At 42.3% G+C, this 23,362-nt stretch carries 28 protein-coding genes; 16 read left to right on the plus strand and 12 right to left on the minus strand.

Translation table 11 applies throughout. The features are described 5' to 3' along the window. The first annotated feature begins 11 nt into the window (after positions 1 to 11). Together LLW17_RS04380 and LLW17_RS04385 are read left to right on the plus strand one after the other, a co-directional pair. Positions 12 to 623: a bifunctional nuclease family protein gene (locus tag LLW17_RS04380; protein WP_228229049.1), complete on the plus strand. Its 612-nt coding sequence runs from the start codon at positions 12 to 14 to the stop codon at positions 621 to 623. A gap of 5 nt (positions 624 to 628) precedes the next feature. Continuing rightward, a complete protein-coding gene (locus LLW17_RS04385; RefSeq protein WP_228229050.1) occupies positions 629 to 2,041 on the plus strand; it encodes a NupC/NupG family nucleoside CNT transporter in 1,413 nt (470 codons plus the stop codon). A 14-nt stretch (positions 2,042 to 2,055) separates the two neighbouring features. Here the strand turns inward: LLW17_RS04385 and LLW17_RS04390 are convergent, their stop codons facing one another. Then, positions 2,056 to 2,424, minus strand: a complete 369-nt coding sequence (locus LLW17_RS04390) for a hypothetical protein (RefSeq protein ID WP_228229051.1) — start codon at positions 2,422 to 2,424, stop codon at positions 2,056 to 2,058. A 132-nt stretch (positions 2,425 to 2,556) separates the two neighbouring features. On the opposite strand from LLW17_RS04390, the gene LLW17_RS04395 reads away from it, so the two are divergent. From LLW17_RS04395 to LLW17_RS04410, 4 genes are all read left to right on the plus strand, one after another. Continuing rightward, the gene (locus LLW17_RS04395) at positions 2,557 to 3,408 is read left to right on the plus strand and encodes a thymidylate synthase (protein ID WP_228229052.1); all 852 of its coding nucleotides are present in this window, start codon (positions 2,557 to 2,559) and stop codon (positions 3,406 to 3,408) included. 17 nt (positions 3,409 to 3,425) lie between these two features. After that, positions 3,426 to 3,839, plus strand: a complete 414-nt coding sequence (locus tag LLW17_RS04400; RefSeq protein WP_228229053.1) for an energy transducer TonB — start codon at positions 3,426 to 3,428, stop codon at positions 3,837 to 3,839. Positions 3,840 to 3,924: 85 nt separating this feature from the next. Next, a complete protein-coding gene (gene egtB, locus LLW17_RS04405; RefSeq protein WP_434084770.1) occupies positions 3,925 to 5,091 on the plus strand; it encodes an ergothioneine biosynthesis protein EgtB in 1,167 nt (388 codons plus the stop codon). Positions 5,092 to 5,098: 7 nt separating this feature from the next. Beyond that, positions 5,099 to 6,073, plus strand: a complete 975-nt coding sequence (locus LLW17_RS04410) for an L-histidine N(alpha)-methyltransferase (protein ID WP_228229055.1) — start codon at positions 5,099 to 5,101, stop codon at positions 6,071 to 6,073. A gap of 90 nt (positions 6,074 to 6,163) precedes the next feature. Here the strand turns inward: LLW17_RS04410 and LLW17_RS04415 are convergent, their stop codons facing one another. Continuing rightward, positions 6,164 to 6,454, minus strand: coding sequence for an isoamylase early set domain-containing protein (locus LLW17_RS04415; RefSeq protein ID WP_228229056.1), 291 nt, complete (start codon positions 6,452 to 6,454; stop codon positions 6,164 to 6,166). A 187-nt stretch (positions 6,455 to 6,641) separates the two neighbouring features. Then, entirely contained in the window at positions 6,642 to 7,712 is a 1,071-nt protein-coding gene (locus LLW17_RS04420) for an aminotransferase class V-fold PLP-dependent enzyme (protein WP_228229057.1), read from the minus strand. Positions 7,713 to 7,843: 131 nt separating this feature from the next. Between LLW17_RS04420 and LLW17_RS04425 the strand changes: the two genes are divergently transcribed. From LLW17_RS04425 to LLW17_RS04440, 4 genes are all read left to right on the plus strand, one after another. Beyond that, positions 7,844 to 8,272 (plus strand): 2TM domain-containing protein, encoded by a 429-nt coding sequence (locus LLW17_RS04425; protein WP_228229058.1) that lies wholly within the window; start codon positions 7,844 to 7,846, stop codon positions 8,270 to 8,272. Positions 8,273 to 8,278: 6 nt separating this feature from the next. Further along, positions 8,279 to 8,773 (plus strand): dihydrofolate reductase, encoded by a 495-nt coding sequence (locus LLW17_RS04430; RefSeq protein ID WP_228229059.1) that lies wholly within the window; start codon positions 8,279 to 8,281, stop codon positions 8,771 to 8,773. Beyond that, a complete protein-coding gene (locus LLW17_RS04435; protein ID WP_228229060.1) occupies positions 8,718 to 9,602 on the plus strand; it encodes a fructosamine kinase family protein in 885 nt (294 codons plus the stop codon). Before LLW17_RS04430 ends, LLW17_RS04435 begins: the two co-directional genes overlap by 56 nt. 91 nt (positions 9,603 to 9,693) lie before the next feature. After that, positions 9,694 to 10,194: a pyridoxamine 5'-phosphate oxidase family protein gene (locus LLW17_RS04440; RefSeq protein WP_228229061.1), complete on the plus strand. Its 501-nt coding sequence runs from the start codon at positions 9,694 to 9,696 to the stop codon at positions 10,192 to 10,194. 4 nt (positions 10,195 to 10,198) lie between these two features. Here LLW17_RS04440 and LLW17_RS04445 read toward each other — a convergent pair whose 3' ends face one another. Further along, a complete protein-coding gene (locus LLW17_RS04445; RefSeq protein WP_228229062.1) occupies positions 10,199 to 10,561 on the minus strand; it encodes a hypothetical protein in 363 nt (120 codons plus the stop codon). Between the two features lie 102 nt (positions 10,562 to 10,663). Here LLW17_RS04445 and fabD point away from each other — a divergent pair, with 102 nt between their 5' ends. Then, positions 10,664 to 11,545, plus strand: coding sequence for an ACP S-malonyltransferase (gene fabD / locus LLW17_RS04450; protein ID WP_228229063.1), 882 nt, complete (start codon positions 10,664 to 10,666; stop codon positions 11,543 to 11,545). A 94-nt stretch (positions 11,546 to 11,639) separates the two neighbouring features. Here the strand turns inward: fabD and LLW17_RS04455 are convergent, their stop codons facing one another. The 4 genes from LLW17_RS04455 to LLW17_RS04470 form a co-directional block, all read right to left on the minus strand. After that, positions 11,640 to 11,867 (minus strand): hypothetical protein, encoded by a 228-nt coding sequence (locus LLW17_RS04455; RefSeq protein ID WP_350355195.1) that lies wholly within the window; start codon positions 11,865 to 11,867, stop codon positions 11,640 to 11,642. A gap of 278 nt (positions 11,868 to 12,145) precedes the next feature. Next, positions 12,146 to 12,349 (minus strand): hypothetical protein, encoded by a 204-nt coding sequence (locus LLW17_RS04460; RefSeq protein ID WP_228229065.1) that lies wholly within the window; start codon positions 12,347 to 12,349, stop codon positions 12,146 to 12,148. 41 nt (positions 12,350 to 12,390) lie between these two features. Beyond that, positions 12,391 to 13,134, minus strand: a complete 744-nt coding sequence (locus LLW17_RS04465; RefSeq protein ID WP_228229066.1) for a TIGR03915 family putative DNA repair protein — start codon at positions 13,132 to 13,134, stop codon at positions 12,391 to 12,393. Between the two features lie 7 nt (positions 13,135 to 13,141). Further along, the gene (locus LLW17_RS04470) at positions 13,142 to 14,401 is read right to left on the minus strand and encodes a putative DNA modification/repair radical SAM protein (protein WP_228229067.1); all 1,260 of its coding nucleotides are present in this window, start codon (positions 14,399 to 14,401) and stop codon (positions 13,142 to 13,144) included. 171 nt (positions 14,402 to 14,572) lie between these two features. On the opposite strand from LLW17_RS04470, the gene LLW17_RS04475 reads away from it, so the two are divergent. Further along, complete coding sequence (locus tag LLW17_RS04475; protein WP_228229068.1) at positions 14,573 to 15,340, plus strand: LexA family transcriptional regulator; 768 nt, start codon at positions 14,573 to 14,575, stop codon at positions 15,338 to 15,340. Positions 15,341 to 15,471: 131 nt separating this feature from the next. On the opposite strand, the gene LLW17_RS04480 is transcribed toward LLW17_RS04475, so the two are convergent. Together LLW17_RS04480 and LLW17_RS04485 are read right to left on the minus strand one after the other, a co-directional pair. Further along, entirely contained in the window at positions 15,472 to 15,705 is a 234-nt protein-coding gene (locus LLW17_RS04480; protein WP_228229069.1) for a hypothetical protein, read from the minus strand. A gap of 7 nt (positions 15,706 to 15,712) precedes the next feature. Next, positions 15,713 to 15,940, minus strand: coding sequence for a hypothetical protein (locus LLW17_RS04485; RefSeq protein ID WP_228229070.1), 228 nt, complete (start codon positions 15,938 to 15,940; stop codon positions 15,713 to 15,715). Positions 15,941 to 16,097: 157 nt separating this feature from the next. On the opposite strand from LLW17_RS04485, the gene LLW17_RS04490 reads away from it, so the two are divergent. Next, a complete protein-coding gene (locus LLW17_RS04490) occupies positions 16,098 to 16,754 on the plus strand; it encodes a DUF2461 domain-containing protein (protein ID WP_228229071.1) in 657 nt (218 codons plus the stop codon). Here LLW17_RS04490 and LLW17_RS04495 read toward each other — a convergent pair. Continuing rightward, positions 16,736 to 17,977, minus strand: coding sequence for a 3-deoxy-D-manno-octulosonic acid transferase (locus LLW17_RS04495; protein WP_228229072.1), 1,242 nt, complete (start codon positions 17,975 to 17,977; stop codon positions 16,736 to 16,738). The genes LLW17_RS04490 and LLW17_RS04495 overlap by 19 nt on opposite strands. A 231-nt stretch (positions 17,978 to 18,208) precedes the next feature. Here LLW17_RS04495 and LLW17_RS04500 point away from each other — a divergent pair, with 231 nt between their 5' ends. Beyond that, positions 18,209 to 19,342 carry a DegT/DnrJ/EryC1/StrS family aminotransferase gene (locus LLW17_RS04500; RefSeq protein ID WP_228229073.1) on the plus strand — a complete coding sequence of 378 codons (1,134 nt, stop codon included), beginning with the start codon at positions 18,209 to 18,211 and terminating at the stop codon, positions 19,340 to 19,342. Between the two features lie 11 nt (positions 19,343 to 19,353). Further along, positions 19,354 to 20,625 carry a metal-dependent hydrolase family protein gene (locus LLW17_RS04505; RefSeq protein WP_228229172.1) on the plus strand — a complete coding sequence of 424 codons (1,272 nt, stop codon included), beginning with the start codon at positions 19,354 to 19,356 and terminating at the stop codon, positions 20,623 to 20,625. Between the two features lie 5 nt (positions 20,626 to 20,630). Here the strand turns inward: LLW17_RS04505 and LLW17_RS04510 are convergent, their stop codons facing one another. Beyond that, the gene (locus LLW17_RS04510) at positions 20,631 to 21,191 is read right to left on the minus strand and encodes a nitroreductase family protein (RefSeq protein ID WP_228229074.1); all 561 of its coding nucleotides are present in this window, start codon (positions 21,189 to 21,191) and stop codon (positions 20,631 to 20,633) included. Positions 21,192 to 21,397: 206 nt separating this feature from the next. Between LLW17_RS04510 and LLW17_RS04515 the strand changes: the two genes are divergently transcribed. Beyond that, the gene (locus tag LLW17_RS04515) at positions 21,398 to 23,356 is read left to right on the plus strand and encodes an OmpA family protein (protein ID WP_228229075.1); all 1,959 of its coding nucleotides are present in this window, start codon (positions 21,398 to 21,400) and stop codon (positions 23,354 to 23,356) included. Positions 23,357 to 23,362: the final 6 nt, after the last annotated feature.

Raw genomic sequence — 23,362 nt, forward strand, 5'->3', positions numbered from 1 at the left:
TTTTACACCCTATGAGTTTAGTGCGCTTAAATATAAAAGGGATATCGTACAGCCAGACGCAAAACGGCGCGTACGCATTAATCCTGAGTGAAGTAGAAGGTGACCGTAAGTTGCCTATTGTCATAGGAGCCTTTGAAGCTCAATCTATCGCTATCGCTTTAGAGAAAGAGATCAAGCCTCCACGGCCGCTTACCCACGATCTTTTTAAAAATTTTGCAGACCGGTTTGACATTCAGGTAAAGCAGGTGATTATTCACAAGCTTGTAGACGGGGTGTTTTACAGCAGCATTATCTGCGAGCGCGAGGGCACCGAAGAGATCATCGATGCCCGCACCAGTGACGCAATCTCGCTGGCGCTGCGTTTTAACGCTCCTATTTTTACCTATAAAAATATTCTGGAAAAAGCCGGTATCTATTTAAAGGGTTCTGAAAGTGATTCCAGACCCGAAGATGATGTACTGGTAGATCAGCTCGTTGTTGACGATCCTGAAGAAGCAGAGCCAAGAAGCGATTACAAAAAGCTTTCGCTTAGCGAACTCAATTCCCTGCTCGAGCAAGCCGTTGCGGCTGAAGACTACGAAGCCGCAGCTAAAATCAGGGACGAAATTTCTAAACGCAATTAAACTTGATGCGAAAATTACTCCCGTTACTCATCCTTCTTTTAAGTACAGTTAGTTCATTTGCGCAAAGTCTGCAGGAAACCTTACCGGTAGCCGCTTCTAAAGAAATTATCCCAAACGCCGGTTTTTCATTTGACAGCCTTTGGCGCGGGGTTTTGGGAATGCTTTGCCTATTGGTGATCGCCTACTTATTGAGCAACAACAGGAAAGCGATAAACTGGAAAACCATTGGGGTTGGGCTTGCAGCACAGCTTTTACTGGCCATTGGCGTTTTGCGCGTCCCGTTTGTGCAGAGAGCATTTGAATTTGTAGGCAAAATATTCGTCAAAATCCTTGATTTTACCGCAGCAGGAAGTGAGTTTCTTTTAGGCGGAATGATGGACGTTAACAGTTATGGCTTTATTTTTATTTTTCAGGTATTGCCCACAATCATCTTTTTCTCAGCACTTACTTCAGTTCTTTTTTACCTGGGCGTTGTGCAGATCGTTGTAAAGGGAATGGCCTGGGTACTTACCAAATTAATGAATATCTCAGGTGCCGAAAGTTTATCGGTTGCCGGAAACATATTTCTGGGACAAACCGAAGCCCCACTGATGATTAAAGCCTATCTGGAGCGTATGACGCGTTCTGAAATCCTGTTGGTCATGATTGGTGGGATGGCAACTGTGGCCGGGGGCGTGCTCGCTGCATACATAGGTTTTTTAGGAGGAGATGACAACGCCTTAAGACTCGAGTTTGCCAGGCATTTGCTTGCTGCTTCGGTAATGGCAGCACCCGGAGCAATCGTGATTTCAAAACTTTTATATCCGCAACAGGAGCCTATTGATTCCCGTGTGGAAGTTTCGCAGGATAAAATTGGCGCAAATATTCTTGACGCTATTGCTACAGGTACAACCGAGGGTCTAAAACTTGCCGCAAACGTTGGTGCGATGTTACTGGTTTTTGTAGCATTTATAGCGATGATCAACTACGGCTTCGAAAAAATAGGCGAAGTCACCACACTCAACAGCTTCCTAGCGGAAAACACCCCGTATCCCAAATTCTCCTTAGAGTCTGTTTTGGGAACTTTATTTGCCCCACTCATGTGGCTTATAGGTGTGGCTTCAGAAGATGTGATGCTTATGGGACAATTGCTGGGTATCAAACTCGCTGCGAGTGAGTTTGTAGGATACATTCAGCTGGCCGAGCTTAAAAATCCGCTTAACGAATTGAGCTTTACCTATCAAAAGTCGGTGATTATGGCTACCTATATGCTCTGTGGATTTGCCAATTTCGCCTCTATCGGAATACAAATAGGCGGCATTGGTTCTTTGGCACCTAAACAACGAAAAACCTTGTCTGAATTTGGTTTAAAAGCCGTGATTGGTGGTACGCTTGCGTCCTTGCTATCTGCAACTATAGCAGGTATGATTATAGGATAAAGAAGCCGGAAGCGTTAATCGAAGGTTCGTGCCCAGTGCTCTGCAGCTTCGTAGCTTGTAAAAAAAGCAAAAGAGCCTTTGATGTAATTCTGCTCTTTAATCAATTCATCGCGCCTTTTAGCCACATCCGGAGAAACAACCGCTACCGCTTTCATTTTAGAAAGATTCAGCGATTTAATAAAACTGGGATCTAGTGAGGTTCCCAGACCTCTTTCAGAAATAAATACGTACTTATCAGAGCCGTAAAAGCTTTCAACATCGGCAAAAATTTGTTTAGAATTTTCGAGTACAACCTCCTTCAAGTCTTCATTAAACTTGAAATGAATGAACTTGGCGTAATATTTTGCCTCTCCGAAGGAATAGGTAATGGTTTTTAACAGCATCGAATAAAAGTAACAAATTATTGTAAAAACGAGTGAGCGAATATACGTTAATAAGTATTTAGTAAAAATTCCAAAATTGGAGTTTCAAAGCAGAGCTTATATTTAATTTTAAAGGCTGAAAATTTTCAAACTATGAAGCAATATCACGACTTAGTAAAACATATTCTGAACGAAGGCGTTCAAAAGGGAGACCGCACCGGTACAGGAACCCTGAGCGTTTTTGGCTATCAAATGCGCTTTGACTTAAGTGAAGGTTTCCCGATGGTAACCACTAAAAAACTGCATCTGAAATCGATTATTTACGAATTGCTCTGGTTTTTAAAAGGAGACACCAATATTGCCTATCTACAGGAAAATGGGGTTCGCATCTGGAACGAATGGGCCGATGAAAATGGAGACCTGGGCCCTGTTTACGGCCATCAATGGCGCAACTGGAACAGTGAGGAGATCGACCAGATCACCGAAGTTGTTAAAACGCTAAAAACCAACCCCAACAGCAGACGCATGCTCGTTTCGGCTTGGAATCCCAGTGTAATGCCAGATACCCGCAAATCGTTTGCAGAAAATGTGGCTAACGGCAAAGCGGCGCTGCCTCCCTGCCACGCGTTTTTTCAGTTCTATGTGGCACCCGGTAATCCCGATGCCGAAGACAAACGCCCCCGCTTATCCTGCCAGCTTTATCAGCGCAGTGCAGATGTATTTCTGGGAGTGCCCTTCAATATCGCTTCCTACGCACTTTTTACGATGATGGTTGCTCAGGTTTGCGATTATGCTCCCGGTGATTTTGTACACACCTTTGGCGATGCCCACATCTACAACAACCACATCGAGCAATTAAATTTGCAATTGAGCCGGGAAATACGCAACTTACCGACGATTAAATTAAATCCTGAAGTAAAAGACTTATTTAGTTTTACGTTTGAGGACTTTACTTTAGAAAATTACGACCCGCATCCCCATATTAAAGGAGCAGTCGCTGTATAACCCCAAATCTTCAAGTCATGAAAAAATTCTTAATTATCGCCCTTCTGGCCTTTTTTGGCAACACCTATGCACAGGAAGGAATCACCGTATCGGGAAATGCCATTAGCATCCGTGAAGTTCCACCGGTGTGGCCGGGTTGCTCAGGTTCTGATGCAGACAAAAAAGCCTGCTTCAAAAAACAACTGGTCAATCACGTAGTTACCAATTTCAAATTTCCGGAAGGTTACAAAAAAGGAACGGTTAAAGAACCGGTAATCGTTGATTTTGTGATCAATGAAGAGGGGAAACCGCAAATCCTAGGTGTTAAAGGAGGCACTAAACCCCTTCAGGAAGAAGCCAAGCGCAACATAATGGCCATCCCTCAAATGACACCGGGACAGGCAGGCGGTAAACCCCGGGCTATAAAATACTCGATGCCCTTTACCTTTTAACGCGGGCTTAACTTCTAGCAATCAGGAGCTATACTTTTTAAATTGTAACTTTGAGAATAACTCTTAGTTATAATTCATTGGTATGATTGTTAGCACAACTGCTCTTCTCGACTTTTTATTGGAAACCCGCAAGCATAGCGAAACCCTATGTAAACCTTTACAGATCGAGGATTACGTGGTGCAGCCTATCGAAGATGTATCGCCCCCAAAATGGCATTTGGGTCACACCACCTGGTTTTTTGAAGATTTTATTCTGAAAAAACACAAACCCGGTTACAAAGAATACAATTCGCAATTTTCCTTTGTTTTCAACAGTTACTACGAAAGTATGGGTGCCCGCGTGGTGCGCACCGATCGCGGAAACCTTTCACGCCCCACAGTTAATGAGATTTACGACTACCGCAACTACGTCACTGCACAATTGAAAGATTGGCTGAGCGATGAAAAAAACCTGACGCCCGAAATTGAGAGCCTCGTAGAAATAGGCATTCATCACGAAAAACAGCATCAGGAACTGTTGCTTACCGACATCAAATACATTCTGGGAAATAATCCGCTGCTGCCCACCTATTCTGAAAGTTTTCAGGAAAATAAGCCTGTTTCTGATTCTCAAAAATGGATTCAGCTCGACGCCGGAATTTATGAAATAGGCCACGAGGGCCCAGATTTCTGTTACGATAATGAATTGAGCAAGCACAAGGTATATCTCAACCCATTTGAGATTTCAAACACACTGGTCACCAATGCAGAATATCTTGAATTCATAGAGGCAGGCGGCTACGAGGATGCCCTGCTCTGGCATAGTGAAGGCTGGGCCTGGGTTTGTGCAAACACCATTAAAGCACCTCAATACTGGCATACCGCAGACGGTGTGAGCATGCATTATACCCTCGGCGGTTATAAACCCCTTAACCTCAAAGCACCCGTGACGCACATCTCCTATTACGAAGCTTTCGCCTATGCCCAGTGGCGCGGTCTGCGCCTTCCTACCGAGTATGAGTGGGAAGCTGCTCAGGAGCATTTCAATTGGGGAGAGCGTTGGGAATGGACCGAAAGTGCTTATTTGCCTTACCCCGGTTACACCAAAGCTCCGGGAGCATTGGGTGAATACAACGGCAAATTTATGGTTAATCAAAAAACGCTTCGCGGTGGTTCGGTAGCCACTTCAGCAAATCATACCCGTCCTACCTACCGCAATTTTTTCCATCCCCATCTACGCTGGCAATTCACCGGGATTCGTTTAGCGAAATAACAGCATTATGAAGACGAAAAAAACCGGACAGCAGTTCGACACTACCTTTTATAAGGAAATTTACGAGGGCCTTACTGCCTTCCCGAAATACATTTCTTCCAAATGGTTCTACGATAAGGAAGGAGATCATCTTTTTCAGCAAATCATGCATCTTCCGGAATATTACCTTACCGGTTGTGAGTATGAGATTTTAGATACCCACACTGCCGAGATTGCTTCTTTATTTTCAGGAAAAGATGGCTTTGAACTGGTAGAACTGGGCGCCGGTGACGGTAAAAAAACAAAGGTTTTACTAAACCATCTCGTAGCCAAAAACATTCCCGTAACCTACAAGCCTATTGACATCAGTCAAAATGCTCTAGACAATCTGGAGCAGGATTTACAGATAAGCTTACCGGATTTACAGGTTGTAACCCAACAGGGAACTTACTTTGAGGTTTTAGAAAAACTGTGCAAGCGATCTGGTCAAAAGAAGACCGTAATAATGGTTTTGGGTTCTAACATAGGTAATCTCAATCACGAGCACGCCGTGAGTTTCCTTTCAGACATTCAAAAATGCATGACGGCAGATGACTTGCTGTTTATGGGCTTTGATCAGAAAAAAGATCCCACGGTTATTCTAAATGCCTATAATGACAGTCAGGGTGTGACCGAAGCATTTAATAAAAATGTACTGAAACGCATCAATAAAAGCCTAGACGCTAATTTTGATTGCGAAGCCTTTAAACACTGGCCCACTTACGATCCCGAGACGGGTACAACAAAGAGCTTTTTGGTTAGCACCAAAGCCCAAAAAGTAAATCTGAATAAGTTGAACCTCGAGATTAACCTATCGCCCTGGGAAAGCATTCATACCGAAATATCCCAAAAGTATGACGACCACATTGTTGACTGGCTTGCACGCCAATCTGGTCTTCGGGTTATTCAACAATTTGAAGATTCAAAACGCTATTTTACAGACTACGTGTTTAAAAAACTTTAAAACACAGAACTCCTTTTAAAAAAGCGGTAACTAAAAAAGCCGTCAGGACCTAATGGTTTTGACGGCTTTTGAGGTGTACAACACTTTCTGCTAAAGCGTCAAAAGACTGTTTTCGGCTCCGGCAAATTCATTAAACTTATAGCCGTCTGCTTCAGGCTCATTTACCCATTCTCCATCTACAGAATAACGAAATTCGTAAGTAGCATCAACAGGTATATTGAGTTGTCCTTTAAAAGAACCGTTTTTTAGTTTTTTAAGTTCAGTCTTTTCCCAGTCGTTAAAATCACCGGCAACAGCCACTGCATTTGCATCAGCATCAAGCACGGTAAAAGTAACTTTACACTCGGGTTTCGATTTTAAAAATTGTTTCGTAATTGGCATAACAAATTCATTTAAGTTGGTTCAAATTTAAAACTGAAATCGCATAAAACCCAAAAAATCAGGTATTTATGCTCATTTTTTCGAATATCTCAGTCAGAGCGGATAACTATCTTATATTCCTGATTACGAAATCGTTTTTGAAAAATAAATCCATAATATATTAACGCTCAAAACCTTATCGATAATGCTAAATTAACTTCAAAAGCTTCTGTATGTCTGATTCTGTATTAAAATAATGGAAACTAACCCGAATTCCCGATCCGCGCAAAGAACAGATGACATCATTAGCCCGAAGCTTTTCAAAGGTTTTCTCATCGCCTTTAATCGTGTAAAAAGGCCCGTGAATTTTTCGCTTGAGCACTTCGTCACTAAGTAAATTGCGTTCTGCGAAAGCTTCAAATGCAAACTGCTGTAATTTTTGAATTTGATCGGTGATCGAAGCAAAACCTATTTTTCTTACCAAACCTAGTGCCGCCTGTAGGCTACCCATATTTAAGGTGTCCAGATGACCGGGCTCCATTCGGCTTAATAAATTAAAATCTTCAGACTTATACTTACCTTTATCTGAGCCAAAACCCAGATTTTTGGGCTTCAGGCGTTCTTCTACTTCGGGTTTAAAGAGGAAAAAAGCATTCCCATAACCAGCATTCAACCATTTATAAGCGCTGGCCCCAAGGATGTCTATTCCGCTTTGGCCAAAATCAAAATCTTCTATCCCCACATATTGGGTACCGTCTGCAATAATCAGCAGGCCGGGGTTATTCTCCTTTAATTGCTTCAGAAATTCAAAATCAATGCGTATTCCATTCAAATATTGAATCAGACTCAGGCAAAGTACATCGGGTTTGTGTTTTATAACGGCCTGCTCTATATTATCTTCGAGCCATTCATCAATTCGCGCATACTGGATATCAAAACCACGCTGCTCTACCGCCCAGTTTATAGATGGGTAATCTACATCAAGCAGCAAAAAACGGGTGTTGGCGTCAAATGCTTCCAGCAAGGCATTAAAACCAATCGAAAAGCTGGGATGCAGCGAGGTATATTGCGGGGTATGGTGAAAAAAACGGGCAACATCCTCGCGCACCTTATCAATAAATGCCCCCTGCTCATCTTTCAAAATACTACCCAGCACGAGATAGTCAAGATCGTGATTTTGTCTGAAGTCTAAAACCGTTTCGGACAATAATCCAGACCCGGCAGTATTAAGATGTACGTAACTTGATGTAAGGGGAAATTCCTTTTTTAGGTTTTTCATAAGGTAAAAGCATAAGTATTTCTTGTAAATTTAACCAGTTCCAGTAAAGGTAAAGCCCAGATAGCGCATTACTTTACAATTTGCTGTTAATCTGCAAAATCTATTTATACAAATACATTTACCCTATAACTATGTTCTCAAAAAAACAGGAAAGTTCCAAAATTGATCCGGAGCAGCGCGAACTCATCGAGTATGCGCAAAAACGGGTTAAACAGAAAAAAAACCTCTTCAGACATTTTATTGTTTTTCTGGCAGGCGGTGTGCTCTTTATTATTCTCAATAAGTTTCTTGATTTTGGTTCGGCATTCCGGCCGGCTTCGGTAGACTGGTTTGTATGGGCAGTGTTGATTTGGTTCTTCCTGTTTCTTATACACGCCTTAAATGTGTTTTTGCTCAATTCTTTTATGACTAAAAAATGGGAAAATGAGCAATTAGACAAACTGGTAGCCAAACAAAAAGCCAAAATTGCCAAACTTCAGACAAAAGTAGAAAACGATCATCCGCTTCCTAAAAGCAACCCGGGCATTACCTCTGCAACAGACCGACCCTTTAATTCCTGAACCCCTATGATTACCCTTATTGCTGCAGCAGCCGAAAATAACGCCCTTGGTAAAGACAATCAAATGATCTGGCATTTGCCCGATGATTTCAAACGCTTTAAAAAGCTTACCTCCCATCATTACATCATTATGGGTAGAAAAACACTGGAGTCTTTTCCAACTCCATTACCCAACCGAACCCACATCGTCATCACCAGACAGGAAAATTATCAGCCAAAATTTGAAGGCGTTCTTGTGGCCAAAAATCTGGAAGAAGCACTCAAAATGGCTGAAAAAGAGGAGCAAATCTGGATAATTGGCGGTGGAGAGATTTATAAACTTGCCCTGGAACAGGCAACGCATATAGAACTCACCCGCGTTCACGGCAGCTTTGAAGCAGACGCTTTTTTTCCTGAAATTGATCCCGACAAGTGGGAACTGGTTTCAAGCGCGTTTCACGATACCGATGAGCGACACGACTACGCATTTACGTACCTCACTTATGCTAAACGAAAATCTTAAAAAACACCTTTCAGACCATTTAGACCAAAACATCACAAACACCGCAGCATTGACAGGAGGTGATATCAATGATGTCTACAAAATAGATACGGTTACCAAAAGTTTTGTGGTTAAAGTAAATGATGCCACAGCCTTCCCCAATATGTTTGAGTTGGAGAAACTGGGGCTTGAAGAGCTTGCAAAAACCAAAACCTTTCGAATCCCCGAAGTATTGCATACCGGCACTTTTGAAGATCAAAGTTTTCTGATTCTGGAATATATAGACGCTGCGCCCAAGGCCGAAACCTTTGACCAAAGCTTTGGCGAACAGCTTGCTGCAATGCATCACAACACGGCGGCCTTTGGCTTTGTAAAAGATAATTATATAGGCAGTTTACCACAAGCTAACACCGAGGAGCCCGATGCGGTTTCGTTTTACATCAATCAACGTCTTGAACCTCAGTTTAAAATGGCCCGCGAACGCGGCTATTCGTTCGAGAAATTAGATCCTTTTTACAAAAACATCGAAAGCCTGATTCCAAGGGAACCCGCTGCGCTAATTCACGGCGATTTGTGGTCCGGTAATTATATGGTAAGCGAAGCAGGTAAACCCACACTCATTGATCCCGCTACCTGCTATGCACCCCGCGAGATGGATTTAGCCCTGATGCAGCTCTTCGGCGGTTTTTCTTCCCTTACTTTTGAAGCTTATAATTCTTCCCACCCATTAACCGAAGGTTGGGAAAGCCGTATTAAACTCTGGCAACTCTACTACATTCTGGTTCACGTAAATCTTTTTGGCGGTCCTTATTACGCTTCCGCGAAAGCGATACTTAAGCAGTATTTGTAGCCTTAACAAACTTTAGTTTTTTGACCGAAATAATTGGCTTCAAATTAAAGTTTCCAAATACGCCTTCGCTGTACCTTTAAAAGAAAAAATCATGAGTACCGAAAATTTAAAGAATACCGAAGCCCTTAAGAAATTAAAAAAACTCGCAACCTCAATTGACTTTGCCTTCTTGGCAACAGACCTTAAAAACCAGCCCATTGATGCGATACCCATGTCTACAAAAAGGATTGGTGATGATGGAAGCATTTGGTTTTTGAGCAACGCAAATAGTGATCACAACGCAAATATTCAAAAAGACCCTAAAGCCCAGCTATTTTACTCAAAGCCCGGAGATTTTGAATTTTTAAGCGTGTACGGTGAGGCTGAGATTACGCGTGATCGCACTATTTTAGATGAATTGTATGGTAAGAGTGATGACGCCTGGTTTGATGGGAAAGACGATCCTAATTTAACTGCGATTAAATTTAGACCCATCAGCGCTCAGTATTGGGATTCAAAATCCAATAAACTCGTAAGCCTTTTAAAAATGGCCTACGGAGCCGTTACCGGAGAAAAAACAGATTTAGGAGAAACCGGATCATTACAAGTTTAGGCTGCTAATCTTCCGTTGTGATTAAAACCAGCGTACGATTTCCAGGTGAAGGATAGCCCATAAGGCTGTCTATAGATTTTACAAAATGCAGGCTACGCAGCTGCTGCAGAATACTCGTTTTATAATCTTTAAACTTCTGTAGTGACAAATACTGGCCATCTACTACAAATAGATAGCTAAGCGAATCTGGGCGCGTAAGTGCGTATTCTAACTGCATTGTTGCCTCCTTAAGCGCAGCCTTTTTACCCTGATAATACCAGGTATCTTTGGGCGCAGTGGTAGAGAGCATCAATTCGTCTGGCTTTTCTGTTTGTGCGCAAACAGCCAGAGAAAAACTGAGGAAAAAAATGAGCGGTGTAAATTTCATAATACAGATTTCAGATTTAAATGTAGGGATTTTGAAGAAGCTTTTAAATTTCTAAATACCTAATGGTATGTGTATTTTTGCATTAACTAGAAAAATCAAATTATGAAAGCATATATTTTCCCCGGACAGGGAGCACAATTTACAGGAATGGGTAAAGACGTTTATGAAGCCTCTGCCACAGCCCGTGAATTGTTTGAAAAAGCTAATGAAATTCTGGGTTTTGACCTTACCAAAATTATGTTTGAAGGCACCGCCGATGAACTTAAGGAAACAAAAGTTACGCAGCCTGCTATTTTTTTACATTCGGTAGCTCTTTTTAAAGCATTGGGATCAGAAGCCACTCCACAAATGGTTGCCGGGCATTCGCTTGGTGAAATTTCGGCGCTTGTTGCCAATGGGGTTTTAGGTTTTGAAGACGGTCTACGTCTTGTAGCCCAAAGAGCGCAGGCTATGCAAAAAGCCTGTGACCACGTACCTTCGACTATGGCAGCAATTTTAGGTCTTGAAGACGCACTTGTTGAAGCGGTATGCGCAGACGTAAACGGAGTTGTAGTCGCTGCAAATTACAATTGCCCCGGCCAGCTCATCATATCAGGAGAAATTAAAGCGGTTGAAGAGGCCTGCGAAAGACTAAAAGAGCGTGGGGCAAAACGCGCACTTCTGCTTCCTGTAGGCGGTGCATTTCACTCGCCTCTTATGGAGCCTGCGCGTGAAGAACTTGCTGCTGCAATTGAGAAAACCACCTTTAGCGAACCCAGCTGCCCTATTTATCAAAATGTAAGCACCACTGCAGTAACCGATCCTGCTGAAATTAAAAAGAACCTTTTATTCCAATTAACCGCTCCGGTAAAATGGACTCAAAGCGTTGAAAATATGCTTAAGGACGGTGCTACTCAATTTATAGAAGTTGGCCCAGGTAAAGTGTTGCAGGGTCTGGTCAAAAAAGTAGATCGCAATGCAGAGACCAGCAGCGCTTCGGTGTAACACGGAAGAGTGTATGGCCGGTTAAATAGCATTATTTTAAAACTAAAAAAAGCCCGGTAAAACCGGGCTTTTAATATATTTCTCTAAGAAGAGATTACATGTTGTCGTCGTTTCCTTCAACTTCATCTTCTACTTCCTGAGCACCTTCTTCGATTGCATCTCCGGTATCTTCAGCAGCTTCTTCAACAGCATCACCTGCATCATCCATAGCATCACCCATGTCGTCAGCAGCGCTTTCCATTGCATCTTCAGCTTTTTCTTCAGTTGTTTCGCGACAAGCAGAAACAGAAACCATTAGTAAAAGTGCGAAAGCACTAAACATAAATTTTTTCATAATCGTATTAAATTTAATTAGCGTTAATTGCTGTCAAATGTATATAAATTAATGAGGCTTATTCTTAATTTTTATTAAATTTTTTAACGAATTATATTTTTGATAAAAATTGTGCAACACATAAATTAATTTAATGATTATAAGTGGGTTGAATTTTATTTTTTCAAAATTCCGAAGTATTACCCAAACTAAAAAGCATCTTAAAATTGAATTTTAAGATGCTTTTTTACGGTTTAATTGCGTAGAAAAAGGCTTTCTAATATTAATTACATATCATCGTTGCCCTGAATCTCATCGTTGAGTTCATCTGCTCCTTCCTTAATTGCTTCCCCTGTTTCTTCGGCCGCATCCTCAATATCCTCTCCTATGGCTTCTACCGCATCTTCGGTTTTTTCCTGAGTGGTTTCTCTACACGAATAGGTTGTGGCCAGGATTGCAAGCATCGCAAAACTTAAAAAAATACGTTTCATAATAATGGTTTATTGTTTAAACTAAAATTACTCATTTCTCTTTAATCGGGATTTTTTTCATTTAAATATTTCCAATAGCGTTTGGGAACGTGCCTTAGGTGCAGTTTCTTATTCACCCTGCTTTTAATCCCGGTACTTTTAAAGTAATCCTGCCACATCGCATCATAGCCGCGTTCTTCTTCGTGGATGATGGTGTTTAAATTACTTAGGCGGGCAGCATCAAGACTTATAAATTCGGTTTTGTGAAGATCGTAAAAGATGCCGTAGTCACGCTTCAGATCATAAATCACAAAAACCTGATCTGCATATCTGTTTTTAAAATGTTTTGCAATAAGCGGCAACACATTAAAATCAGGTTCTATGACTGCGATATAGGTATCATCTTTAGCCCGTTTAAAACGCACAAAAGCCTCCGTGCGATGCTTCTCACGGCCTACCTCTTTGGTCCAGTTTGCCAATTGCAGAATCGCAGGATGCCCGTAATCTTTTTCATTTTTGGTTTTGAGCACATAGCGCACGGCTTCCAGAATACTCTTTTCGGCTCCTGCCGCCTCTCTCAGATAGGCTTTATAAATCATTTGCCTGAGAAGGCTGAACGGTTTCAATCCCTGCCATACGCGATCTGCCTTATTTGCGTCGGTATACACCCTAAGATCTTCACTAAAAAAATCGGGTTGCAAACTACTTACAGGAATTATAGCAACGTCCTGCAGGCGCTCTTCATACACCTGAAAAATTGCGGTTAACAAACCCTCAAAACTTCCGTCATAAATGAGTCTGGTCATAATTGCTTTAAAATAATTGCAATTGCTGGTTATACATTTTCTGATATTTGCTTTGACTGCTTTGTAAAATCATGCTTTTGATGCGTTGCGGCTCGAGATCCCTGCGCTCCCAGTCTTTAGAATCACACACCATAAAATACTTGGCCCGGTTCATCGCAATACCTATTGTCTTGAGATGTTCCCAATTGAGCTTTCGGTATCTGCGTGCATTAATAATTTTATAAACCGATTTCATCCCCAGTCCCGGAATGCGGGCAAGCATGTGCTTATCTGCCTTGTTAACATCCACCGGAAAATGCTGCAGGTTGCGCAGTGCCCAGCTGAGTTTAGGGTCTATATCCACATCCAGATTGGGATGGTCTTTATTTAAAAGTTCGCGCACATCAAACCCGTAGAACCGCAACAGCCAATCTGTTTGATACAAGCGGTTTTCCCGAAGCATCGGCACTTCGGTTCCCAATGCCGGTAGCCTATTATCTTCCAAAACAGGAACATAACCCGAATAATAGACCCTTTTCATCTTGTAGGTGCTGTAATAATGCACGGCACTGTACATAATGTCTTTGTCACTCTCCCCGGTTGCCCCCACAATCATCTGGGTGCTTTGACCCGCAGGAGCATAAACCGGTGTTTTCCCGAATAGTTTTTTCTCGGCCTGATAAATGGAAATGCTATTCTTTACCGTTTCCATAGGTCTTATAAAATCCTTATGATCTTTCTCGGGAGCTAATAATTTAAGCCCGGAGACCGTAGGGATTTCTATATTTATGGAAAGTCGGTCTGCATAAAGACCAGCCTCCTGCATCAACTCATCACTGCATCCGGGTATGGATTTCAGGTGAATATACCCGTTGAAATTTTCTTCGAGGCGCAGTTTTTTGGCTACTGCAATAAGCCGCTCCATCGTATAATCAGGACTTGAAAAAATTCCGCTGCTTAAAAACAAACCTTCTATATAGTTACGCCGGTAAAAATTGATGGTAAGATCTACAACTTCCTGAATTTTAAATCCTGCACGTTTGATGTCATTACTCTTTCGGCTTACGCAATAGGCGCAATCAAAAATACAATGATTGGTCAGTAAAATTTTGAGCAGTGAGATACAGCGACCATCTTCGGTGTAGCTGTGGCAAATGCCCATTCCACTACTGTCGCCCAAACCTTTATTTGTATTGGTGCGCTTGCTGCCGCTGCTGGAACAGGACACGTCGTACTTGGCAGCATCTGCAAGGATATTCAGTTTTTCGCGAAGGCGTTCAAAATTCATAATTTAAAAGTCTGGCAGATTAAGGTTTTGGCTTTCAGGCATTGTAAAAATCAAATACCATTGTGCCTGCAATCGATTCGGAATATTTACGAAAATAAAGAATTTTTCCGTATTACGGATTTTTTCCTAACTTTAAATAGGATTTTTTCCAAATAATACTATTTTTACGTTATGGGAATCAACGATGTAACCGGCGATATTCGCCGATTTAAACAAATACGGGAAGAACAAAACCTTACGCAAACCGAGTTTGCCGAGGCTTTAGGCATTAAAAATTCTACCGCAGACATAGAGCGCGGAAGAACAAAACTTTCCGGTCAGGTAGTAACCGAGTTGTTGCGCCTGTACAATGTAAATCCGTTATGGCTTTTTGGTTACAGCAATCAAAAGCTGCTTCACGCCGGTAAAGGGGATGTAAGCCCAAAAGTGGTAACGGTAGACTCTGCAGATCAGGAAAATCTGGTTATGGTTAACCAAAAAGCTGCTGCCGGATACCCGCAGAATGTTCAGGATGTGGAGTGGTACCAGCAGTTACCTGCCTTTGATTTACCGCTTCCGCAATACAGAAACGCCACCTATCGCGGTTTTCAGGTTGAGGGAGACAGTATGTTGCCAAATTTTATGCCTGATGACTGGGTGCTGGGCAAAGCCGTTGCCAGCATGAACGAGGTAACGTCCAACAAGGTATATGTGGTGGTCATGCCCGATGCCGTTGTAGTTAAAAAACTTCAGAAACTACCCGATCCTTCAAAAGTTCTTTTGATTTCTATTAATCAGGAATACGTGCCTTACGAGGTGCAGGTGAGTGATATTCAGGAATTGTGGCAGGTAAACAGCAAACTTACCTTTAATCTTGATGCCCCTTCAGAAAGCAGTTTGTTGCGCGAATTACAACAGGGAATGGAAGAATTGAAAAACCAAATGCGCAACCTGCAATAACCCACTAATAGAAGTCCGTAGGGGCATGCTTTTTGAATTTCAAGGCAAGCAGCAGTATAGCCTTCTTGCGATACCCATAAAAAAACCACCGGAAATCCGGTGGTTTTAGTACTAAGTGATGGTGATTGCGACTAGTTGTCTATCTTTATTTTGGTTTCGCCGTCGGCATCCTCCTTGATTTTAACCTCTTTGTCATCAGTTTCCATCTTGAGTTTGTAATCCCCGTCGTCTGATTTTTCTTTGATGGTAGCCCCATCCTCTTTCATTTCTTCAATCAGTTTTTCCTTTTCACTTTTTTCGCGACAGGATGTTACTGACAAAGTTAAACCGAGAAGAACTACTGCTAAATAGCTATAACGTTTCATAATCTTATTATTTGTTATCGTCTCCGATGTTATCGATTTCCTGATCAATTTCTTTATTGACTTCCTCATCTACTTTCTTGGCAGTACGCTCCAGAATGCCTTCACGTTCTGCGGGTTTCTCAACTTCAACTTCTTTTACTATAACCGTTTCTTTTTCCTTTTCTTCGGCTTCCCTACATGAAAAAGTTACTAAAGCAGAAAGGCTTAAAGTCAAGAATAAAATTGCTTTTTTCATAATTAATTAGGTTTAATTCAATGTTCAAAAGTAGCAGGATTTTAATTGTGTTGGTTTGCAACAATTATAAATGATTGCCAAAACTAGCCTAACAATGCGTTAAATACGAGTGTTTTAAGGCTTTTCCAGAGGTATTCCCAGTATTTTTAAAGCAAAAATGAGCTTTTACAAATTGTATGATTTTCTACGGGAGTTACAGAAAAACAATTCAAAAGAATGGATGGATGAACACCGTAGCTACTATCACGAGGTACGTGATTTTTACATCGACTGGCTGAACCAAATGGATATGAAACTCGCTGATGTGGACCCTGATTATCATCCTACAACGGGCAAAAAAGCCATAAACCGCATCAATAATAACTTACTATACCATCCTAATAAACCCATCTATAAAGATCATTTTGGTGCCGGTCTTGATGTGGCTCCCAATCACGGGGATTTTTACATTCATTTGGGCACTTCAGAAAGTTTTATAGCAGGCGGGTTTTATAAACCGAAGAGTGAATTACTGCATAGTATAAGGCAAGCATTCGATTACAATGGAGAAGAGTTTATTGAAATTCTTGAAAAACCCTCGTTTAAAGAAAAATTTGGCAGTTTAATTGATGACGGCGACAGTCTGAAAACAGCTCCCAAGGGTTTTTCTCAGGAACACAGGTATATTGAATTATTGCGCATGAAGTCCTTTGCCGTACAGTATGACCTTACTCAGAAAATTGTAACCGGTGACGATTTTGAAAAAATTGTGATCGATGTTTATAAAGAAATGCTGCCCTTTCGCAACTACCTTAATCAGGCGGTGAGTGTCTGAGAGTTGAGATAATCTAAAATTGTTTTGGTTGCCCCAGTTTGGCTTGATATAAAGTGCCCGGCTATCATCCCGGTTTGTTCCCGGAAGGCTTTATCAGCTATTAGTTTATTTAAAACAGAATTTGCTTCGTCAGGATTTGACACTGTAAATAATCCTGCCAATTTCCGCAGATCCTGAGCCTCCTGAAACTTTTCGATATGCATTCCGGTAACGATGGGAATACCAAAGGTTGCCGGTTCGAGTATATTATGCAGACCTGTGTTACCGGCAGCCCCGCCTACATAGGCCACATCTGCATAGTAGTAAACTTTGCTCAAAAGCCCCACATGGTCCAATACCAAAACACCTGCAGATCTCAGCTGGTCTTTGTCGTAACCGGAATACTTCTGCGTCTTACGCTTAAGTTGTTTGATAAATCGATCTACTTTTTCTGCTTCAATTTTATGTGGAGCGACTACGACCTTAGCCGCAGTATTGTTAATAAAATCGATCAACAGCTTTTCATCTTCAGGCCAGGTACTTCCACAAACCAAAAGCACTTGATTCTGCCTGAACTCCTCAATAAATTCAAGCCTGTTATCGTAGGTGCGCTGGCGGGCGACGCGGTCAAAACGCGTGTCTCCACTCACTGCGGCATTGGAATAACCTAACTTATTTAGTGCCCTTAGCGATTCTTCATTTTGCAGAAAAAAATAGTTAAATGCGCTTAAAGAAGATTTCATCCAGCTGCCGTACCATTTGAAAAACGGCTGACTTTCTCTAAAAACTCCTGAAATCAATAGCGTTTGCACCTTTTGTCTTTGCAGGGCGTGAAGGTAATTAGGCCAAAACTCATATTTGACAAAAATCGCAAGTATGGGCTTAACGAGACCTACAAATTCCCGGGCATTTGCAAGCGTATCCAGAGGCAGATAGGTCACCACATCGGCCAAAGGAGTGTTTTTGCGCACACTATATCCCGATGGGGAGAAAAAGGTAAGAACGATCTTCGCAGCAGGATAGTTTTCGCGCAATCCCTCAAGTACGGGCACCGCCTGTTCATATTCCCCGAGGGACGCAGCGTGAACCCATATCACCTGATCATCGGAATGAAGATCTGACCTCAGTTTAGAAAAAACATCCCGGCGCACCTGCCTGAATTCCTTCAGCTTAGCACTAAATAATCCCAAAACCGGCAAAAGCCATTCAAAGACCTGTATAAAAAAAGAATAGAGCTGTCGCATACCGGCGTAAAAGTAGCCATTTCCACAAAAAAAGCCGTTGGGTATAGGGTGCAGATTTCGTACTTTCGTAAACCGAAGATTTTCTTACTTACAGGCATAATTGCTATTCTGAATACTATTTTTTCGGCACCAGATAAATCTATACCAGCCTCTAAAAGGCCTCTAAATTATTGACCAAGACCAGCCCGAATCAGCTTATGCTTTTAAAGGGGATGGCAAAATTTTGACTCGATGAAAAAAATTCAAATGGTTGACCTTAAAGGTCAGTACGAACCCATAAAAGAGCAGGTAAACCGCTCTATTCAAGAAGTTATTGATACCACCGCATTTATAAATGGCCCTGAGGTTCACGGTTTTCAAAAAGAACTTGAGGAGTATTTAAATGTGAAACACGTCATCCCCTGCGCAAACGGTACCGATGCGCTGCAGATTGCGATGATGGGTCTGGGGCTTAAACCCGGCGACGAGGTAATCACGGCCGACTTTACGTTTGCCGCCACGGTAGAGGTTATTGCCCTTTTGCAACTTACACCCGTACTCGTTGATGTGAATCCTTACGGTTTTAATATTGATGTCGAAGCTATTAAACGAGCGATCACACCCAAAACAAAAGCTATTGTACCGGTTCATCTTTTTGGTCAGGTTGCCGATATGGACGCCATTATGGAAATTGCAAACGAGCACAACCTTTTTGTTATTGAAGATAACGCTCAGGGTATTGGCGCAAATTACACCCGCAGAGATGGTTCAAAAGTCAAAACAGGAACCATAGGTCACGTAGGCAGCACTTCGTTCTTCCCCTCAAAAAATCTGGGATGCTACGGCGACGGTGGGGCAATATTTACAAACGACGATGATCTGGCTCATACACTTAGAGGTATTGTAAATCACGGGATGTACGAGCGCTACCATCACGATGTGGTAGGCGTCAACTCACGACTAGATTCAATTCAGGCTGCAGTGCTTCGGGCTAAATTGCCGCATCTGGATACCTATAATACCAAACGTCGTGCAGCTGCGCGAAAATATACCGAAAGGCTAAGGGATCACGCCAAAATAACAACTCCGCTTATTTGTGAGACCTGTGATTGCCATGTTTTTCATCAATACACCCTTAGACTGAAGGATTGCGACCGCGATGGTCTTGTAAAGCATCTGAATTCAAAAGACATCCCTTGCGGTGTCTACTATCCCATACCGCTGCACAGGCAAAAGGCATATACAGACCCGCGTTATAATGAAGCCGATTTTAGTGTGACCAATCAGCTTGCAAAAGAAGTTATTTCATTGCCGATGCATACCGAACTGGACGATGATCAGATTGCATACATCTGCGACAGCATCATCGAATACCTCAATTCCTAACACCTGAAATGATGCGCAACGTACTTGTTTTTTCAGCTCTTCTATTAGTCTGCTTGAATGTTTTGGCACAAACCACTTACATTCAGGCCGGCAACATTCTGGATGTAAAGTCCGGTAAAATGCTGAGCGGAAAAACGATTGTAGTAACAGCAGATACGATTGCGCAAATACTTGACGGTTACAGGTCTGGGGAGGGCAGAGTTGTAAATCTTCAGAATCAAACACTTTTGCCCGGTCTTATCGATATGCACGTGCATATTGAAAGCGAAACCAGCCCCACAAAATATCTGGAAACCTTTACCCTTAACGATGCCGATGTGGCTTACAATGCGCAGCTGTATGCTCAAAAGACCTTAATGGCCGGTTTTACATCGGTTAGAGATTTGGGTGGCAGCGGTGTTAATGTTTCGCTTCGCAACGCGATTAATATGGGTAAAGTGATTGGGCCGCGCATTTTTACTGCCGAAAAAGCACTAGGCACTACCGGTGGCCATGCAGATCCTACAAACGGCTATAAAAAAGAGCTGATGAGTGATCCCGGCCCGAAGGAAGGCGTGGTTAATAATGCAGACGATGCCCGAAAGGCTGTACGCCAACGCTATAAAAACGGAGCAGACTGGATCAAAATTACGGCTACCGGCGGGGTACTCAGTGTCGCTAAAAATGGGCAAAACCCACAGTTTACCCCGGAAGAAATTGAAACCATAGTTAAAACGGGGAAAGATTATGGTCTACAGGTTGCTGCGCACGCGCACGGCGACGAAGGTATGCAGCGCGCCATTAAAGCCGGTGTTAAAACTATTGAGCACGGTACCCTTATGAGTGAAGAAACGGCAGACCTGATGATCAAATACAACACTTATTATGTCCCTACGTTAAGCGCCGGTAAGTTTGTGGCAGACAAAGCGCTCATAAAAGGCTATTACCCGGAAGTGATCGTTCCAAAAGCTCTTGAAATAGGCCCGCAACTTCAGAAAACATTTGCGATGGCCTATAAAAAAGGAGTCCCTATTGCCTTCGGTACCGATGCCGGAGTTTTCCCTCACGGGGAAAATGCTAAGGAATTTGGCTATATGGTCGAGGCCGGGATGACTCCGCTGGAAGCTATTCAAAGTGCAACCACCATCAGCGCGCTGGTGTTGCAGGCTGAAAATGATTTAGGACAAATAGCCCCGGGCTTTAAAGCAGATCTGATTGCTGTTAAATCAAACCCGCTGGAGGACATCAATACGCTTAACGAGGTAAGCTTTGTGATGAAAAACGGAGAGGTTGTAAAACAATAACCCTTTTAAAACCAGGTGATTTTCTCTTCAACCGGTTCCCGGTCCCCATCGGGCATCGGCGCATCGTAGGCACCTAAATAGAAAAAACCAAGGCAGCGTTCTCCTTCGGCCAACTGCAATTCTTCTTTCATATCGCTGATGTAGCCCGGTGAACTCCAATACCCACCCAGACCTAACTGGCCGGTCATCAGCCACATATTTTGTACTGCCATGGCCGTTGCGGCGATCTCTTCCCATTCCGGCACCCGATCTTTGAGATCACGCTGCATACAAATGGCGATTACAGCACCGCTGCTCATCACTTTTTCAACACTTTTCTTCAGTTTAAAAGCAGAGTATGCCTTTTCTGGAGTAGTTCTGGTATAGGCAGCGCTCATTTTTTCCGCAAGAAGCCCTAAAGACTCATCTTGAAAAACCTTAAAACGCCAGGGATTGGTCTGGCGATGACTGGGTGCCCAGTTTGCAGCCTCGAGCAACTCTATTATTTGCTCTTTGCTTACAGTTTGGCCCGTAAATTGGTTTGGAAAAACAGAACGGCGATTTTTAATTGTCTCAGAAAGTTTCAATATTCAAAAGGTTTAAATAATTAGGTCAAAATTACTAAATGCTACATTCAAAGCTTCTAAAGTCTTCCTGTTTCAGTCTAAAACAATGATAAACAGGAAAAACCCCCTTAACATATAGACGTTTTTTACGTGTAAAATCTCATTAATTCCATTAATTTCGTGATATTTACAGCCCCTAAATCTAAAATTGAATCTATTTAAATGCTATGCAGGTCAACTTCAAAATACTGCTGATTACGCTGTTAATTTTCAGCGGATTACATACTCTTAGTGCGCAAGAGAAAGAATTAAGTAAAGCAGATAAAAAATTCGAAAGCTACGCCTTTATAGACGCACAGAAGATTTATTTACGTCTTGCAGGCGAAGGCTATGAATCTCCCGAACTTTTTCAAAAGTTAGGCGATTCCTATTATTTCAATGCCAAATACGAAGAAAGTGCCCAATGGTACGGCAAACTGGTCAGCAAATTTCCTGAAGCCGTCTCTCCCGAACATTTATTCAGATATGCACAGGCTCTAAAGGCATTACAGAATTACAGTAAATCGGACGAGATCATGGAGGCCTTCAGAATTGCAAAAGGAGGCGACAGCCGCGCTGAGCTTTTTGAGGAAGAACCCGATTATCTGGAGGACATCAGTTATTCAGACAGTGATTATGATGTTGAAAATCTACGAAGAACCAACTCCAGATATTCTGATTTTGGTCCTATGTTCTATGAGAACAAGCTCATTTTTGCATCATCCAGAGATACCGGAACTACCAAAAAATATGTGCATAAATGGAATAACGAGCCTTTTTTAGATTTCTACCAGGCTCCTATTGATGTGGAAACCGGAGATCTGGGTACGGTCGAAAAATTTGCGGAAAAACTCAATACCCGCTATCACGAGTCTTCACCCACATTTACCAGTGACGGAAGAACCATTTACTTTACCCGAAACAACTATGCCCAGGGCGTTAAGCGCACCGATAAAAACGGAACTATCAGACTTAAAGTATACAGGTCTGAAAAGCGCGGCGACAGCTGGTCTGATCCTGTAGAACTACCCTTCAACAGTGACAATTACTCGGTTTCTCACCCGGCCTTAAGCCCCGATAACAAGAAGCTTTATTTCGCATCAGATATGCCCGGAACTACCGGATTTTCTGACCTTTGGGTGGTTGACATTTTGGGAGACAACAACTACAGTGAACCCCGCAATCTGGGTCCTAAAGTAAATACCGAAGGTCGTGAAAACTTCCCTTATATCAGTAAAAAAGGAAATTTATACTTCTCTTCTGACGGCAGACCGGGTCTTGGCGGACTTGACATTTACGTTGCAGCAACCCGTAAAAACGGAGATATCGCTTACATTATCAACCTCGGAAAGCCCATAAACAGTCCGCAGGATGATTTTGCCTTTATCGTAGACGAGTTTAATAACGTGGGGTATTTTTCTACCAACCGTTATTTTGGTATGGGAGGCGATGATATTTTCAGATTCACCCGCACTATAAAACCGATACCTGAATGCCGTACAAGCATCGTTGGTACCATTCGTGATGCACAGACGCTTTTACCAATCCCCACAGCTACAGTGAGTGCGCTTGATCTGGATGGCAATGTACTTCAAACTACCGAGGTAGATAAAAACGGCAAATACGAGCTAAACCCACTTTGCAATACCGAAATCTTAATCAGAGCCGAGGAGCCTGAGTATTACTCTGCTGAAGAACTGGTCACCTCTCCTATGGAAAATAAAAGCATAACGGTTGATCTCAATCTGGAGCCGCGCATAACGCGTATCAACCCTGGTGATGACCTGGCAAAATTGCTTAAACTAAATCCTATTTATTTTGATTTTGACCGCTTCAACATCAGACCTGATGCCGCTCTCGAACTGGTGAAGGTTTTAGCTGTGATGGAATCTAACCCAACTCTTGTGGTCGAAGTACGGGCACATACAGACAGTCGTGGCCCCGATGCCTATAACCTGACTCTTTCAGATAAGCGGGCTAAAGCTACTGCAAATTATATCGTAAGCAGGGGGATTGATCCTTCACGGATTAGCGGACAGGGCTTCGGTGAAACACAACTTAAAAATGAATGTTCTAACGGCGTCGAATGTACCGAAGAAGAACATCAACTCAACAGACGCTCAGAATTTATCGTAATCGATTATTAAAAAAAA

It is taken from the genome of Leeuwenhoekiella parthenopeia, assembly GCF_020782115.1.
Lineage (GTDB): Bacteria > Bacteroidota > Bacteroidia > Flavobacteriales > Flavobacteriaceae > Leeuwenhoekiella > Leeuwenhoekiella parthenopeia.

What these genes read in the sequence shown, in the direction of transcription:
- LLW17_RS04380 (WP_228229049.1), top strand. Translation starts at nt 12, where the DNA reads ATGAGTTTAGTGCGCTTAAATATAAAAGGGATATCGTACAGCCAGACG.
- LLW17_RS04385 (WP_228229050.1), top strand. Translation starts at nt 629, where the DNA reads ATGCGAAAATTACTCCCGTTACTCATCCTTCTTTTAAGTACAGTTAGT.
- LLW17_RS04390 (WP_228229051.1), bottom strand. Translation starts at nt 2,424, where the DNA reads ATGCTGTTAAAAACCATTACCTATTCCTTCGGAGAGGCAAAATATTAC.
- LLW17_RS04395 (WP_228229052.1), top strand. Translation starts at nt 2,557, where the DNA reads ATGAAGCAATATCACGACTTAGTAAAACATATTCTGAACGAAGGCGTT.
- LLW17_RS04400 (WP_228229053.1), top strand. Translation starts at nt 3,426, where the DNA reads ATGAAAAAATTCTTAATTATCGCCCTTCTGGCCTTTTTTGGCAACACC.
- LLW17_RS04410 (WP_228229055.1), top strand. Translation starts at nt 5,099, where the DNA reads ATGAAGACGAAAAAAACCGGACAGCAGTTCGACACTACCTTTTATAAG.
- LLW17_RS04415 (WP_228229056.1), bottom strand. Translation starts at nt 6,454, where the DNA reads ATGCCAATTACGAAACAATTTTTAAAATCGAAACCCGAGTGTAAAGTT.
- LLW17_RS04420 (WP_228229057.1), bottom strand. Translation starts at nt 7,712, where the DNA reads ATGAAAAACCTAAAAAAGGAATTTCCCCTTACATCAAGTTACGTACAT.
- LLW17_RS04425 (WP_228229058.1), top strand. Translation starts at nt 7,844, where the DNA reads ATGTTCTCAAAAAAACAGGAAAGTTCCAAAATTGATCCGGAGCAGCGC.
- LLW17_RS04430 (WP_228229059.1), top strand. Translation starts at nt 8,279, where the DNA reads ATGATTACCCTTATTGCTGCAGCAGCCGAAAATAACGCCCTTGGTAAA.
- LLW17_RS04435 (WP_228229060.1), top strand. Translation starts at nt 8,718, where the DNA reads ATGAGCGACACGACTACGCATTTACGTACCTCACTTATGCTAAACGAA.
- LLW17_RS04440 (WP_228229061.1), top strand. Translation starts at nt 9,694, where the DNA reads ATGAGTACCGAAAATTTAAAGAATACCGAAGCCCTTAAGAAATTAAAA.
- LLW17_RS04445 (WP_228229062.1), bottom strand. Translation starts at nt 10,561, where the DNA reads ATGAAATTTACACCGCTCATTTTTTTCCTCAGTTTTTCTCTGGCTGTT.
- fabD (WP_228229063.1), top strand. Translation starts at nt 10,664, where the DNA reads ATGAAAGCATATATTTTCCCCGGACAGGGAGCACAATTTACAGGAATG.
- LLW17_RS04455 (WP_350355195.1), bottom strand. Translation starts at nt 11,867, where the DNA reads ATGTTTAGTGCTTTCGCACTTTTACTAATGGTTTCTGTTTCTGCTTGT.
- LLW17_RS04460 (WP_228229065.1), bottom strand. Translation starts at nt 12,349, where the DNA reads ATGAAACGTATTTTTTTAAGTTTTGCGATGCTTGCAATCCTGGCCACA.
- LLW17_RS04465 (WP_228229066.1), bottom strand. Translation starts at nt 13,134, where the DNA reads ATGACCAGACTCATTTATGACGGAAGTTTTGAGGGTTTGTTAACCGCA.
- LLW17_RS04470 (WP_228229067.1), bottom strand. Translation starts at nt 14,401, where the DNA reads ATGAATTTTGAACGCCTTCGCGAAAAACTGAATATCCTTGCAGATGCT.
- LLW17_RS04475 (WP_228229068.1), top strand. Translation starts at nt 14,573, where the DNA reads ATGGGAATCAACGATGTAACCGGCGATATTCGCCGATTTAAACAAATA.
- LLW17_RS04480 (WP_228229069.1), bottom strand. Translation starts at nt 15,705, where the DNA reads ATGAAACGTTATAGCTATTTAGCAGTAGTTCTTCTCGGTTTAACTTTG.
- LLW17_RS04485 (WP_228229070.1), bottom strand. Translation starts at nt 15,940, where the DNA reads ATGAAAAAAGCAATTTTATTCTTGACTTTAAGCCTTTCTGCTTTAGTA.
- LLW17_RS04490 (WP_228229071.1), top strand. Translation starts at nt 16,098, where the DNA reads ATGAGCTTTTACAAATTGTATGATTTTCTACGGGAGTTACAGAAAAAC.
- LLW17_RS04495 (WP_228229072.1), bottom strand. Translation starts at nt 17,977, where the DNA reads ATGCGACAGCTCTATTCTTTTTTTATACAGGTCTTTGAATGGCTTTTG.
- LLW17_RS04500 (WP_228229073.1), top strand. Translation starts at nt 18,209, where the DNA reads ATGAAAAAAATTCAAATGGTTGACCTTAAAGGTCAGTACGAACCCATA.
- LLW17_RS04505 (WP_228229172.1), top strand. Translation starts at nt 19,354, where the DNA reads ATGCGCAACGTACTTGTTTTTTCAGCTCTTCTATTAGTCTGCTTGAAT.
- LLW17_RS04515 (WP_228229075.1), top strand. Translation starts at nt 21,398, where the DNA reads ATGCAGGTCAACTTCAAAATACTGCTGATTACGCTGTTAATTTTCAGC.